This window comes from Nonomuraea sp. C10, from assembly GCF_008017515.1.
GTDB classification, from domain to species: domain Bacteria; phylum Actinomycetota; class Actinomycetes; order Streptosporangiales; family Streptosporangiaceae; genus Nonomuraea; species Nonomuraea ferruginea.
Genome location: NZ_VPFF01000001.1, coordinates 5,222,944 through 5,236,434 on the forward strand (window position 1 = coordinate 5,222,944; position 13,491 = coordinate 5,236,434).

At 74.9% G+C, this 13,491-nt stretch carries 10 protein-coding genes; 7 read left to right on the top strand and 3 right to left on the bottom strand.

The window, feature by feature from the left end:
• Window positions 1-44 precede the first annotated feature (44 nt).
• Entirely contained in the window at window positions 45-932 is an 888-nt protein-coding gene (locus FR742_RS24075; RefSeq protein ID WP_148033039.1) for an alpha/beta fold hydrolase, read from the bottom strand.
• 84 nt (window positions 933-1,016) lie between these two features.
• On the opposite strand from FR742_RS24075, the gene FR742_RS24080 reads away from it, so the two are divergent.
• A complete protein-coding gene (locus tag FR742_RS24080) occupies window positions 1,017-1,583 on the top strand; it encodes an ABATE domain-containing protein (RefSeq protein WP_148033040.1) in 567 nt (188 codons plus the stop codon).
• A 46-nt stretch (window positions 1,584-1,629) separates the two neighbouring features.
• Here FR742_RS24080 and FR742_RS24085 read toward each other — a convergent pair whose 3' ends face one another.
• Both FR742_RS24085 and FR742_RS24090 read right to left on the bottom strand, forming a co-directional pair.
• Window positions 1,630-2,526: a hypothetical protein gene (locus tag FR742_RS24085; protein WP_261808712.1), complete on the bottom strand. Its 897-nt coding sequence runs from the start codon at window positions 2,524-2,526 to the stop codon at window positions 1,630-1,632.
• Between the two features lie 115 nt (window positions 2,527-2,641).
• Entirely contained in the window at window positions 2,642-3,703 is a 1,062-nt protein-coding gene (locus FR742_RS24090) for an ABC transporter substrate-binding protein (RefSeq protein ID WP_148033041.1), read from the bottom strand.
• Between the two features lie 356 nt (window positions 3,704-4,059).
• Here FR742_RS24090 and FR742_RS24095 point away from each other — a divergent pair, with 356 nt between their 5' ends.
• The 6 genes from FR742_RS24095 to FR742_RS24120 all read left to right on the top strand — a co-directional run bounded on the left by FR742_RS24095 (window position 4,060) and on the right by FR742_RS24120 (window position 13,490).
• Window positions 4,060-5,967 (top strand): hypothetical protein, encoded by a 1,908-nt coding sequence (locus FR742_RS24095; protein WP_222709038.1) that lies wholly within the window; start codon window positions 4,060-4,062, stop codon window positions 5,965-5,967.
• Complete coding sequence (locus FR742_RS24100) at window positions 5,960-7,903, top strand: TOMM precursor leader peptide-binding protein (protein ID WP_148033043.1); 1,944 nt, start codon at window positions 5,960-5,962, stop codon at window positions 7,901-7,903. Before FR742_RS24095 ends, FR742_RS24100 begins: the two co-directional genes overlap by 8 nt.
• A 44-nt stretch (window positions 7,904-7,947) precedes the next feature.
• Window positions 7,948-9,561 (top strand): SagB family peptide dehydrogenase, encoded by a 1,614-nt coding sequence (locus tag FR742_RS24105; protein ID WP_148033044.1) that lies wholly within the window; start codon window positions 7,948-7,950, stop codon window positions 9,559-9,561.
• 22 nt (window positions 9,562-9,583) lie between these two features.
• A complete protein-coding gene (locus FR742_RS24110; protein WP_148033045.1) occupies window positions 9,584-9,763 on the top strand; it encodes a hypothetical protein in 180 nt (59 codons plus the stop codon).
• 128 nt (window positions 9,764-9,891) lie between these two features.
• On the top strand, window positions 9,892-12,474 hold the full coding sequence (locus FR742_RS24115; RefSeq protein WP_261808877.1) for a lantibiotic dehydratase family protein: 2,583 nt from the start codon (window positions 9,892-9,894) through the stop codon (window positions 12,472-12,474).
• Complete coding sequence (locus FR742_RS24120) at window positions 12,471-13,490, top strand: lantibiotic dehydratase C-terminal domain-containing protein (protein ID WP_148033047.1); 1,020 nt, start codon at window positions 12,471-12,473, stop codon at window positions 13,488-13,490. Before FR742_RS24115 ends, FR742_RS24120 begins: the two co-directional genes overlap by 4 nt.
• The last annotated feature ends 1 nt before the right edge of the window (window position 13,491 follow it).

Genomic DNA, 13,491 nt, shown 5'->3' on the forward strand with positions numbered 1-13,491 from the left:
AGTGGGGCGTCGCGAGCCGGCCACTGGAAGCGTGGTGCCGGCGGTCAACTCGGCCCTCGGTCCCACACCCGCTCCAGGAAGCCGGCGACGAGCGGGGCGATCTCCGGCAGGCGGTCCTCAAGGGCGAAGTGGCCGGTGTCGAGGACGTGGAGTTCCGCGCCGGGCAGGTCGCGCAGGTAGGCGCGGGCGCCGGGCTCGGGGAAGAACGGGTCGTTCGCGCCCCAGGTGATGAGGGTGGGCGGGGTGTGCGTGCGCAGCCACTCCTGCCAGGCGGGGTACCGCTCGACGTTGGTGTGGTAGTCGAAGGCGAGCGCGACCTGGGCCTCCTTGCGGCCGGGCAGGTCGAGGAAGTGCTGGTCGAGGGTCCAGCCCTCGGGGGCGACGAGTTCGGGGTCGGCGACGCCGGTCTCGTACTGGCCGCGGGTGCCGGGCAGGGTGAGCAGGTCGCGGACGGTGTCCTCGGCGCCGGGCCGGTCAGGGCGCAGCGCGATGAAGTCGCGGGCTCCGGCGGACAGGCCCTCCTCGTAGACGTTGCCGTTCTGCACGACGAGGCCCGCGATCCACTCCGGGTGCCGCTCGGCGAGCCGGAAGCCGACGGGTGCGCCGAAGTCGAAGACGTACATCACGAAGCGGGTCAGGCCGAGCTTCCGGACGAAGCCCTCGGTGACGTCGGCGAGCCGGTCGAAGGCGTAGGTGAAGCCGGCCGGGGCCTCGGTGTGCCCGAAACCGGGGTAGTCGGGCGCGATCAGCCGGTGGCGGGCGCCCAGCACGTCGATGAGGCGGCGGAACTGGTGCGAGGCCGACGGGAAGCCGTGCAGGAGCAGCAGGACGGGCGCGTCGGCCCGCTCGGGCAGCGACTCGCGGTAGAAGACGCGGACGCCGTCGACGTCGAGGTGGCGGTGGACGGTGCGGGCGAGCGCGGGGAACGTCATGGCTAATGCCTTTCATCGCAGAAGACACATTAGTTATAGCGATCAGCGATCTAACGTGTCAAAGCACGGAGATAGCATTAGGGCATGAGTGAGCTCGGCCCCCTGACCGGTGAACCCCTCGCCCTGGACCTGGTCAACACCCGCCCGGCCACCGGCGACCTGCTGACCACGCCCGGCGACCTGCGCGCATGGCTGGGCCTGCAGGCCGACCGGTTCGCCGAGGCGCGGGAGCTCCTCGCCACCGAGTTCACCGCCGCCGACCTGGCCGCCGTACGCGAACTCCGCGAGCACATCGCGCGCGCCCTGGAGCACGTCCGTGCCGGGACCCGGCCACCGGCCGCCGACCTCGAAGCCGTCAACCGGGCCCAGCGTGCCGCGCCCGCCATCAGCGAGCTGACCTGGAACGGCGAGACCGTCACGGCCACCCACCGCCGCACCGGCACCCCCGGCGCGCGCCTGACGACGTGGCTGGCCGAGGGCGCGGCCGGCCTGCTGGCGGACCCGGCGGTCGCCACGGTGCGCCAGTGTGACGCCGCCGACTGCGTCATGCTGTTCCTGCCCGCCCACCCGCGCCGCCGCTGGTGCTCGGCGGCCCGCTGCGGCAACCGCGTCCGCGTCGCCCGCCACTACAAGCGCCGCAAGCACACGTGAGCCTGCCGGCGCCCATGGGAGAACCGGCAGGCTCGTCAGCTGTCGCTCAGCCGGGCGGTATCCGGCCGTCCTTGGCGACGGGGACGCCGAGCTGGACCGCGGCGGTGAGCGTCGCCTTCTCCTCGGGAAGGCGGGCGAGCACCGGGTTGAGGTGCCGCAGGGTCAGGTCGACGGGCGCCATCTCACGCGCCGTGATGTCGTACTTCTCCAGGTCGATCCATCTGACGAGATCCATGACCTCGGGCGGGATGTTGTCCCCGCCCTTGTACACCGGCACGCAGAGCTGGCGCGAGTAGCCCACCCGTACGTCGGCCGGCGGGATCTTGCCGACGAGCACGGGGTTGAGCTGCCGGAGCGCCAGCGGCCTGTTCATCGGGACGTTCGGGGTGGCGCCGTAGCAGAGGAGGTCGATGTGCCTGACGACCCGGAGCACCTCCGCCGGGGGCAGCACGCCGTTCTTGGCGACCGGGACGCACAGCTGCTCCGGCCGGTTCAGCAGGACCTGCTTGCGGGGCAGGTCACTCAGGACGCGGTTGAGATGGCTGAGCACGAGCGACTTGTCCATCGAGGACCCGGTGACCCGGTAACACGACAGGTCGACGTACCGGACGAAGTCGAGCACGCCGTCCGGCGGGATCACGTCGTTCTTGGCGACCGGGACGCAGAGCTGGTCACGCGCGCCGAGGGAGACCTGCTCGATGGGCAGGCCGACGAGCACCGGGTTGATGTGCCGCAGCGCCAGCCCGACGGCCGGCGGCTGGTAGGGGCTGGTCTTGAAGCACTCGAGGTCGAGGTTCGAGACCAGCTGCGCGGGGGTGGGCAGCGCCAGGGCGCCGGCGGGCGGGGCGACGAGGAAGACCATCGCGATGAGTCCGACGGTCGCCGATAAGAGGCGCCGCACCGTGCCCGTGCGGCGCCGATCGCGGGTGGCCGATCCGTCCATGCTTCTCCTCGGGGTACGGGGACAGGCCTGACACCCTCGACTATCCGTTGGGCCCGGAGACTCGACAACCTCCATGACCGGTCTTTGCCAGCCGTGTTGCCACGCTCGGCGGTCTTCAGCCGGTGTGCAGGATCCGGAAGCGATCGGGTTCGGCGGGGTCTCGGTCGGCGACCTGGATCGGGGGCCAAGCCCACTGCCAGACGCTGATGCCCGGGGTGCGGGAGAACCGGATCTCCCCGCGGGTGCCTTCGACCGCGACGCTGGACCAGGATCCGCCCGTGCGCAGCACCTCGGCGAGGACGGTGACCGTGTCGTAGCCCTCGAAGGCGACGAAGGAGGGCGCCTCGGCCAGCCGTTCACGCAGGGCCGTCCCGACGCGCGCGCCGAGTGGGCCGAGGCGTTCGGGCAGGTAGCGCAGGAACGGGATCGCGGCGCCGTCGCCGCCCAGCGACGCGGCCCAGCCGGCGAACTCCGGCTGCCCGGCCGGAGCGCCGATCATGATCTCGGCGAGGCGCCGGTCGCTGCGGACGGCCTTGACGATCGGCACCGCGGGCTCCGGGGAACCGGCGAGAAGAAGGAGGGCTGTCGCACCACTGCCGGCGAGTTCGTCGCACACGGCCGCGCGCGCGTCGAGCTCGACGACGGTGCCTCCGTGCTCGGCGAGGTGGTCCCGCAGGATGCGGGTCCCGGAGGCCCAGTAGACACTCGGCTCGGCCGCCACGGCGACGCGGCGGTGGCCCCCGCTGAGGAGGAAGTCCGCGTAGATGCGCCAGCCGCGGGACTGCGCCGGGGCCAGGCGCGCGACCCGGTCCGTCGGCTGCTCGGTGAGCGCGTCGAGGACCGCTGACGAGCAGAGGTACGGCACGCCGAGTGCGTCGGCCTGGGCGGCGGCGGCGCGGGCGACGACGCTGTGGTACTCCCCCGCCACGGCGGCCACGCCCAGGCGGGCCAGCTCTTCCACGGCCGCCTCCGCCCTGTGGGGATCAGCGGCGGTGTCTCGTACCAGCAGTTCGAGCGGCCTTCCCGCGATCCCGCCGGCGTCGTTGACCTCGCGGGCGGCCAGTTCGAGTCCGGCGAGCAGGTGCCGGCCCGCCTCGGTCCAGCCGGGCCGGGTCAGCGGGGCGAGCGCGCCGATCCGGACGGGCGATCCGTCAGTCCGCTCCGATGGCTCATGCATACGTTGGCATCTCCCGAGTCCGGTCGCGCTCTGACCTGATCGCAGAGCGACGCGCCGAGAGTAACCGAGCCGGGAACGGCCGGCTCAGGCACCCCGGTATGACCTGTCCAGGGCGGACGACGCTGATCCGTCAAGGGACGGGATGCCTCGCGGAACGCGGTGCGCTCCATGCCGACGAAATGGCGAGAAACGCGGGCTCCCATCACTGAATGTGGGCATTCCGTTATGAATATGCGAGAATCCCGTGATTATAGCCACGATAGGCGCTGCATGATAGGGCCGATTTCGGGTTTACATATAGGACGTCAGTTCGTAGCATTTCGCTCATGGGAGCGCTCCCAAACACTGATGCGGCGATGAGACCACGACTACGCGACGACGTCCGGTTCGTCGAATGCCCCGACGGGGCCTACGTGCACAGTGACTACGGTGCGTGCACGCTGCGCGGACGGCACGCGTACGCCTGGCTCGGCAGGCTGGCGCCCGCGCTGACCGGCCGGCACACCCTGGACGAGCTCACGTCGAACCTCTCCGCCGACAAGCAGGCCATGGTCGAGAGCCTCGTGGGCCGGCTCGCCGAACACCGGTTCGTGGTGGATGACCGGCAGGCGCGGCCACACGGACTGACCGGCGCGGAGCTGCGCGCGTACGCGGAAGAGATCGCCTTCATCGGTTACGCCCTGGATTCGCCGGAGGCGCGATTCGAGCGGATCCGCAGCGCCCGCCTGGTGCTGGCCGGGGCAGGCCCGCTGCTGGAGGCGCTGGTGGAGGCGTGTGTCGGTTCAGGGTGGCGGTACGTCGCCGTGATCTGTCCCGACGCCGCGGCGGCCGGCCGGGCGGCCGAGGCCGTCCGGCGCGATCCCCGCCAGGAGATCCGGGCGCTCTCTCCCGCCGGCGACGCGCTCGTCCGGGCCGTCGCCGGGGACGCCGACGTCGTGCTCCAGGTCAGCGCGGACCTCGACGACCTGGTGGCGACGGCCCGCCTGGCCGAGGCGGGCGACGTCGTGCTGGGCCAGGCTCTCGCCGGTCCTGCGGAGGTCTGGCTCAGCAGGGTGGGACGGCCCTCGGTGACAGCCGCGGAGTCCGGTTGGCACCGGCTGGCCGCGCTGCCCGCCGCGGCCCCGGCGTCGTCGAACGAGGACTGGCTGACAGGACCGGTGCCGAAGGTCGTCGCCGCCATGCTGGCGCTCGCCTGCTTCTCCCAGGTGACCGGGCTCGACACGGACCGGGAGCGCCTGCTCACCCGGGTCGACCTGCGCAATCTCGACACGCTCCCGCACCGCTTCCTGGCCCGTCCACGTGCGGGCACCCGTCCTGGCGGAGGCCCGGAGGCGATCGGGGACCGGGCCGCGGTGCTGGCGACGGCCACGCCCATCGAGGCGGAGAGCCTGCTCGGCCGCACCCCCGAGCTGGTCGGCTCGCGCCTGGGCCTCCTCGGCATGCTGGACGAGCAGGCGCTGGCCCAGTCGCCGCTGGCGGTGTGCGGGGCGACCGTCTCGGACCCGTTCGGGGCGCTGCCCGGCTGGGCGCCGCCTCCGCAGGTGTTCGGCTGGGGACCGGACCAGCGGACGGCCCGGCTCCGCTGCCTGCTCGCCGCACTCGCCACGTACGGTCTGCTCACCGTCGACCCGAGTGCCGACCCGGAAGCGACGATATGGGGCGTGGAACTGCCGGAGGGCCGGCCTCTTCCTGTGCCGGTGTCCGATCTCCGGCTCACCGGTTTCGGCACGCCGTGCCCTCCGGTGGGCACCGGTGCCGGGCTGAGCTGGCCGGAGGCGCTGGCCGCCGGTCTGCGAGCCCGGTGCGAGCACCTGCTGGCGGGCACTCTGGAGGCGGACGGGAGGGGCGCGCCGGTGGGTCCCACGGAAGATCCGATCGCGGAGGCCTTGCTGCGCCAGCTCGTCCTGGCCGGTGAAACGCCGGAGGTGAGCGATCACACGGCCGTTCTCGGCGTGCCCGCGATCTCCCTCACCGTCCCCGGCCAGGACCCGATCGTGTCCGTCGCCGCCACCGCCCCGGCGGCGCTGCGCGACGGCCTGGAGCGGCTGCTGCTCCGCTGGCAGTCGCGGACCGCCGGGCAGCCCGCGTACGCCGAGGCCCGTCCCTTCTGGCCGCCGGACGGCGACCCCTCCGAGGCCGTACGGAGGATGGCCCGGGGGCTGCGCCGCCTGGGCAAGGTGCCGGTGGCGGTGCCACTCGACGGCGACCCCGAGGCCGCCCGGCTGCTCCCCTTCGTCACCCACGTCGCGCTGCTCGATGACTGAGGCCGCCGTCACCGCGTACGCGGACCCGGTGACCGTTCTGGGTGAGGGCCGCCTGTACGCGGCCATCCGCGCGGCCCTCGCCTCGGCCACCGGTCCCGTGATCGTGGTCGCGAGCGACGCCGACGACGTGCGGCCGTACCCGGGAGTGGCGCGACGCGCGGCCGAGAGCGGCGCGTCGTGGCTGCCGGTGCGCGTGGAGGCGGGCTGGGCGCTGGTGGGCCCGGCCGCGCGCCCGCCCCTGCCCGGCTGCCCGACCTGTGTGGAACGGAGACGCGCGGGCAACCGGCCGGACGCGGTGGCTCGCGACAGGCTGCGCGCCCGGTGGGGCGCGGACCTCGGCTCCCGGCCCAGCGCGCTGCTCACACCGCTCGTCACGCGCGCCGTCGCCGCGCTGGTCGCCGACGAGGTGCGCCGGCTGCGGCGTGACCCCGGTTCCGCGCGGACCGCCGGCGCGCTGCTGAAGGTCCGCCTGCCGAACGCCGAAGTACGCCACCACCCGTTCCTTCCCGACCCGTTCTGCCCCGACTGCGGCGTGCGGCCCGACGACGGACCGCACGCGGCTCGGTACGTCCCCCGTCCCGCGCCCAAGCCGGACCCCGCGACCTTCCGGGTCAGCGGCATCGGCCACCGGGCGGCGGAGTGGGAACAGCGGTTCGTCGACCCGGAGACCGGCACCGTGCAGGCTCTGGTCGCGCAGGAGCGCGGCGGCGGCCCGCTCGCGGTGGCGCGGCTCAGCCCGGCTCGCACCGAGCACGAGAGCCACCACGGCTACGGCCGCAGCGGCGACTTCGCGTCCGCGCGGGCCACCGCCGTCGCCGAGGCGCTGGAACGGATCGCCGGCATCGCCCCGCGCGGCCGGCGGACCGTCGTGCGCGCCGCCTACGACGACATCGCCGGCGACGCGCTCGACCCGCGCACGCTGGGCCTCTATCCGGACGACTGGTACGACCGGCCCGGCTTCCTGTTCACCCGCTTCCGTCCGGATCGGCCCACCTCGTGGGTGTGGGCGTACTCGTTCGCACGGGACGCGCCGGTGCTGGTGCCGGAGAGCTACGCCTTCTTCGGCCCCCGCCCGGCGGACGACCTCGGATTCGCCTACGAGTGCTCCAACGGCTGTGCCCTGGGCGGCCACCCGGCCGAGGCGATCCTGTACGGCCTGCTGGAGGTGGCCGAGCGGGACGCGGCCCTGGCCACCTGGTATGCCCGGATGCCCATTCCGCGGGTGGACCTCGGCTCGGCCTCCGACCGCCGCATCCCGATGCTCGCCCAGCGGGTACGCGACCGGCTCGGCTACGACGTGCACGCGTTCGCCGCGCTGATGGAGCAGCGGGTGCCGGTGTTCTGGGTGATGGCCGTCGACGCGCTGGACCGGCCGGACCGGCCGCGCGTGCTGTGCGGCTCCGCCTCCCACCTGGTGCCGCAGCGGGCGCTCCGCCGGGCGCTGGAGGACCTGGGCCCGATGCTGGCAGGCCACGTCGACCGCTACGACCCGGCGTCGTCGGCCCGGCTGGCGGCCGACCCCGAGCAGGTGCGGCTGCTGGAGCACCATCCCCTGGCCTACGCCCACCCGGACGCGTTCGACCGGCTGGGCTTCCTGCCGCTGGACGGGCCCACGCTGACCGTCGCCGAGGTGACGGCCCGTGCGGGGTGGCCCGCGCACGACGACCTCCGCGCGGACGTGGCCGAGCTGGCGGGACGCTTCCTGGCCGGCGGCCTCGACGTGATCGCCGTCGACATCACCTCGCCCGAGGCGAAGGCGTGCGGCATGTCCGCCGCGAAGGTGATCGTGCCGGGTACGGCGCCCATGACGTTCGGTCACCGCTACCGGCGCGTCCACGGCCTGCCCCGGTTGCTGAGCCTGCCGCGGCTCCTCGGTCACCGGGACCGCGACCTGGGGTCCGAAGAGCTGAATCCCTATCCTCATCCGTTCCCCTGACCCCGGTCACCACCGGCACGACGAAGGAAGCGAGGCGGACCCGTATGCACCCGACCACGGCGGCGAGCGAGGCCGGCGCGGCCACCCGCCGCTACCTGGCCGCGATGCGGAACCGGGGACCGCTGTCCATCGACTGGGGCGGCGCGCCGACCAGGCACAAGCGCTACCCGGGCGCCGTACGGACGCGGCTCCCCTGGGAGTCCGGCGACGGCTCGGCCCTCGGCCGGATCGGCGAGCTGCTGCGGGACCTGCTCGGCATGACCAGGCTCGTCTGGTGCCATCAGCTCGACGACGGCGGCGAACCCGCGGGGCGGCCGCCCATGCTCCTCACCGGCCGGCCGGCGCCGTCGGGCGGAGGGTTGTACGCGATCGAGGCGTACGTGGCCGCGGGCGAGCCGCGCCCGCCCGGCCTGCCGGCCGCCCTGTACCACTACGATCCGGTGCACCACGTGCTGGAGCGCGTGCGCGGCGGCGACCACACCGGGGCACTGGCCGGCCTGCTCGCGGACGGTCCGGCGGCGGACGTGGCGATCGTCCTGTCTGCGGTGTTCTGGCGGTCGATGTTCAAGTACGGCGACTTCGGCTACCGCCTGATCTGCCAGGAGACCGGCGTGCTCGTCGCCCAGGCGCTGGCCGCCGGCGGGCGGCTGGGGCTGCCGTGCCGGGCCTGGCTGCGGTTCCCGGACGGTGAGGTGGACCGGCTCCTCGGGCTCGACGGCGCCCGGGAGGCCGCGCTGGCCGTGCTCACGCTGACCCTGCCACCCGGCGGTGCGGGGCGCCCGGACGCCACCCCGTCCGCCCGCGAGCTGATCGAGCGCCCGGTGGCCGGCGAGAGCACGCCGCTGCCCAAGCCCATGCCTGACGGCCTCGCCGCGGCCCTGCACCGAGCCTGCTCCGCCGCCTCCCCCACGGGCTCGCCGGAGCCGGCGGAGGCGCTGCGGCCACGGCCGCCGGCGCGGGCGGGCCGGGCCTTCCCGGCTCCTGAGCCCGCGACCGGGATCCGCGCCGGCACAGGAGCGTCTCGCCGCACGTCCCCGCTGGCCGGCTACCGGCCGGTGCCCCTCAGGGGCGCGGCCCTCGGCGCCGTGCTGGCCGCGGCGGGCGAGGGCTACCCGGCCGACCTGCCGGGCGCCGAGACAGGGCCGGCCGCGACCGCGCTGTGCCTGCTGGCCTTGCGGGTGCAGGGCCTGCCGCGGGGCGCCTACTGGTACGACCCGGCCCGGCGGACGCTCCACGAGCTGGCCGGCGCCGAGCGGGTGGACGAGGTGGCCACGGGGCGGCTGCTGGCCAACACCCGGGTGGCGCTGCGCGGGGCCGCCGCCGCGCTGGTCCCCGCGGGCGACCCGGTCGCGGGCGCGCGCCTGTTCGGGGACCGCTGGTATCGCATGCAACAGATGGAGGCGGGCCTGGTCGTCCAGCGGGCCACGCTGGCCGCCACCGCGCTGGGCCTGGCCGCGCGCATCCACTCCGACGGCGCCAACGAGACCACCGACGAGGTGCTCGGCCTCGCCGGAACCCCCTTGCGGAGCCTGTCCTTCCTGCTGCTGGGCACTCCCCCGACCGGCGGGCCCCTGGTGGCCCGCCCCATGCCGGCCGTTGTGCACGAGGAGGTGATGCCCCGCTCCGACGAGAGCCTGACCCGTACAGATCACCTTTGATCGTAATCAGAAGGAGAAGCACATGTCCGCTGAGAACCTCAAGCTCGACCTGCGCGGCCTGGACGTCGACTCCATTGAGGTCGTGTCGGCCGACTCCCTCGTGGTGGAGGGCCACGGCGCCATCGAGACCGGCGCCTCCTCCGCCTTGGGCTACTGCTCGTCCTACCTGACGGCCACCAGCTGCTGGGCTCCGGAGGCGTGACGCCGGAGGCGTCGGCCCGCCGGTGACCCCCGGGTCACCGGTATGACGAGCAGGGCCGAGGGCGCCCGTGCCGTGGGCGCCCTCGGCCCCTGGCGAACCCTCACGAGGAGCGCGTTCGATTGACCGATGTGACGCACGCCGTCCCCGTCACCGGGGACGGCGACCTGGCAAGGCTCGCTGATCCCGATTATGCCGTCTCGCCCGTCCTCGCTGTCCGCGTCGCGGCGCTGCCGGTGGCCGGGCTGGACCGGATGCGCTGCACCCGGACGTGGCGGCTGGTGGACGAGCTGGTGAACGTCTCCGCCTGGTTGCGGCGGGAGGGCGCGGACCTGTCCGATCCGCTGCACGACGTGATCGGCGGCACCGCGCCCGGTCCGGCCCGGTCCGGGCTGGTGGCGCTACGGCGCGCGGTGTTCTCCGGACGCCGCCTGAGCGGCGGGGCCGCGACCGCCGACGCGCTGGCGGCCCTCCCCGCCGACCTGACCGCCCGCGTCGGCGCGTGGACCGCCCTGCGGCGCCGCGCGGACGAGTTGCGCGCGGCGCTGCCCGCCGCCCTGGCAGAGGAGTCGCGGGAGAAGACGGCGCTGCTCCGCGAGGCGGTGTCCGACGCCGGTTTCCGGCACGGCCTGGCCCAGGGCAGCCCGGTGCTGGCCGGACGCCTCGACGCCTGGCTCGCCGGCCCCGCCGACCGCCGGCCGGAACGGCAGGAGCTGCTGCGGCTGGCCCGCTATCTCGCCCGGGCGACCGTCAAGACCAGCCCGTACGCCACGTTCACGCTCAGCGGCCTGGGCCGGTGGGAGGCGGACGGCCCCGCGCCGGCGACCGGCGGCGAACCCGCCTGGCGCCTGGTGGTCGAGCTGGATCGGGCGGTCCTGCGCCCGCTGTGGGCGGCGCTCACCCGGCATCGGCGCGTACGGGAGCGCGCCCGGCTCCGCGTCAACCCGACCGCGGCCGACGACGGCGACCGGATCTGGTTCCTCGGAGCCGGTCACGGCGAGCCGCTGTCCGCGGTGCCGTCGAGCCCGGCGGTCCGGGAGGCCCTCGACTGGGTGCGCGGGCACCCTTGCCCCACCCTGGCCGCCGCCCCCGGGATCGAGCCGCTGGCCGACGCGGGGCTGCTGGAGTTCGTCGCGCCGTACGACGAGCAAGGCCACGACCCGGTGGGCCGGCTGGCGTCGTGGCTGGCGGAGGACGGCCCGGCGCCGTACACGCGAGCTGTCGGCCGGGTCGCGGCGGCCCTGCGCGACGGCGTCACCCGGCCCGGCGACGAGAAGGCGTCCGCGGTCGTACGGGAAGCGCTGCGGGAAGTGCTGCCGCCGGGGCCGTCGCTGCCGGACAAGAACCTGCTCTGGCACAGCGCCGTCATCCCCGGCGTCGCGGGACGGCTGAGCGCGCCGGCCTGGCGCGACGTGTGCGACGACCTCGACGCGCTGCGCGGGCTGCTCGGCCTGTTCGACCCCGACCTGCCCGTCAAGATCGCCGCCGCCGCGTTCTTCCTGGACCGGCACGGCCCCGGCGGCCGGATCCCCGCACTGACGTTCTACCGCGAGATACACCAGGAGGCGCCGGGCGGGAGCGGAGCGCTGCTGCGCGGCATGCTGCGCGACCCGGTGGCGGGCACGCGGGAGGTGCCGGACGCCGAGCCGCCGCCCGGCTTGGTACGGCTCACCGGACTGCGGCGGAGCTTCTGGGAACAGACCGGCGCGCGGGAGCCGGGGCCGGTGGTCGACCTCACGGCCGCCCGCCTGGCCGAGATGGCCGGCGACTGGCCGAGTTTCGTCCGGCCCCCCGGGTCGATCTGCTGCTACCTGCAGGCCGTGCCGGGACCGGGCGCCCTGCGCGCGGTCGTCAACTCCATCTCCGCCGGGTACGGGCGCGGCCTGTCGCGGCTGCACCGGCTGGTCGTCCTCGCCGGCGGTGACGCGCCGCCCGCCGGCGAACTCCGCGCCGCGCAGGGCGACGTCCTGGTGGCCGAGTTCCGCGGACTCGTCGGCGGCGGCCTCAACGCCCGTCCGGCCGCGGCCGACCTCGCCCTCGACCACCCCTTCACCGCCCCGGACGCGCACCTCCCGCGCGTCTCGCCGGCGGAGCTCACCGTCGGCTACGACCCCGGATGCGACAGGCTGACCCTGTTCGACGGCGCGGGCCGCCCGGTCCGGCCGGTCCACCTGGGCATGACCGCCCAGTACTGGCTGCCGCCGTGGTTGCAGTTCCTGGTGCGGACGTTCGGGGAGCCGTCCACGGCGATGGTGCCCGGCTGGGTGTTCCGCACCCGGAGCGAGGTGCCGGGCGAGGGCGAGGTGGAACGGTGGCCGCGGATGGACCTCGGGCGGGTCACGTTCGCCCGGGCGGTGTGGCGGCTCCGGGCAGGCACCTTCCCGGTGCCGGCCAAGGGCGAGGGCGAGGCCTCGTACCTCCCCAGGCTCGCCGAGTGGCTGGCGCTGCACGAGGTGCCCCGCCGGTTCTTCGCCCGGGTGGTGGACCTGCGGGACGGCCTGCTGGTGGGGCTGCTGAGCAAGGACCGCAAGCCGATGTACGTGGACGTCACCGACATGCTGCTGCTGAACGGGTTCCTGCGCGCGCTGCGCGACCCCGGCGCGCTGCTGGTGATCGAGGAGGCCCTGCCCGATCCCTCCCAAGCGCCCCGCTACGGCCCCGGCCGCCGGGTCACCGAGTACGTCGTCCAGCTCTCCGCGCGGCCGGGCCGATGACGGACGCCGGCAGCCGCTGGATCGGCGCGCACCTGTTCCATTCCGGCGACCTCGACCCGCTGATCAACGACGTGGTGGACCCGGTGACGCGGGAACTGGCAGCGGACGGCACCGTGCGCCGCGCGTTCTTCCTGCGCTACTGGGAGGGCGGTCAGCACGTGCGGCTGCGGCTGGAGGTGCCGGACCCGGCGCGGGCACCGCGCGTCCATGACCTGGTGCGCGAGCGGGCGGCGGCGCACTTCGCCGCCCACCCGTCGCCGCCGGTCGACGCGGCGGCCTACCGCGCGTTCGCGGCCGCCATGGCGGCGGGCGAGCGGCGCACGTCCTACGACGAGCGGCTGCGTCCCGCCGGCTCGGTGGCGTTCATCGGCTACCGGCCGGAATACGAGGCGTACGGGGACGCCGCCTGCGTCGCCGCCGCCGAACGGCACTTCGCGGAGTCGAGCCGGCTCGCCCTGGACGTGCTGCGCGCCGGTACGGAGATGGCCCGGCGCGCGGCGATCGGGCTGGCCGCGCTGACCGTCGCGGCCGCCGCGTGCGAGCCGGACCTGCCCGCCGCCGCCCACCGCCTCGCCACCGCCCGCCAGGCACGAGAGGACCGCACCACCCACCGCCTCGCCGCCGGCGCCGGCCAAGCGCGAGCGGTGAGTGACGAGTCCGTCAGCGCGGAGGATTGGCGGCGCCGCGAAGGCGCTCTCCTCGCCCAGACGCGCAGGCTGTGGGACACGCCCGGCTCCGGCGGCGACCTGCTGGCCACGTGGGCGGCATCGGTGTGCGCGCTCCGCGACGAGCTCGCCGCCCTGCACGCCGCCGGCCGGTGCGCGCCGCGGGACTCGGGCTCGCCGCACGCGCTGCTCGCCCTGGCCGCGCCGCCGGAGCGGCGCACGGTGTCGCTGATCCTGATGCGCTGCGTCCACCTGTTCCACAACCGGCTGGGGCTGCGTGCCGGGACCGAGCGCCACGTGTCGTACCTGGCGGTCCGCGCCCTCGCCGGACTCGCCGACTCCCGGAGGTGAC

What these genes read in the sequence shown, in the direction of transcription:
- FR742_RS24105 (WP_148033044.1), top strand. Translation starts at nt 7,948, where the DNA reads ATGCACCCGACCACGGCGGCGAGCGAGGCCGGCGCGGCCACCCGCCGC.
- FR742_RS24110 (WP_148033045.1), top strand. Translation starts at nt 9,584, where the DNA reads ATGTCCGCTGAGAACCTCAAGCTCGACCTGCGCGGCCTGGACGTCGAC.
- FR742_RS24120 (WP_148033047.1), top strand. Translation starts at nt 12,471, where the DNA reads ATGACGGACGCCGGCAGCCGCTGGATCGGCGCGCACCTGTTCCATTCC.
- FR742_RS24080 (WP_148033040.1), top strand. Translation starts at nt 1,017, where the DNA reads ATGAGTGAGCTCGGCCCCCTGACCGGTGAACCCCTCGCCCTGGACCTG.
- FR742_RS24095 (WP_222709038.1), top strand. Translation starts at nt 4,060, where the DNA reads ATGAGACCACGACTACGCGACGACGTCCGGTTCGTCGAATGCCCCGAC.
- FR742_RS24085 (WP_261808712.1), bottom strand. Translation starts at nt 2,526, where the DNA reads ATGGACGGATCGGCCACCCGCGATCGGCGCCGCACGGGCACGGTGCGG.
- FR742_RS24090 (WP_148033041.1), bottom strand. Translation starts at nt 3,703, where the DNA reads ATGCATGAGCCATCGGAGCGGACTGACGGATCGCCCGTCCGGATCGGC.
- FR742_RS24075 (WP_148033039.1), bottom strand. Translation starts at nt 932, where the DNA reads ATGACGTTCCCCGCGCTCGCCCGCACCGTCCACCGCCACCTCGACGTC.
- FR742_RS24100 (WP_148033043.1), top strand. Translation starts at nt 5,960, where the DNA reads ATGACTGAGGCCGCCGTCACCGCGTACGCGGACCCGGTGACCGTTCTG.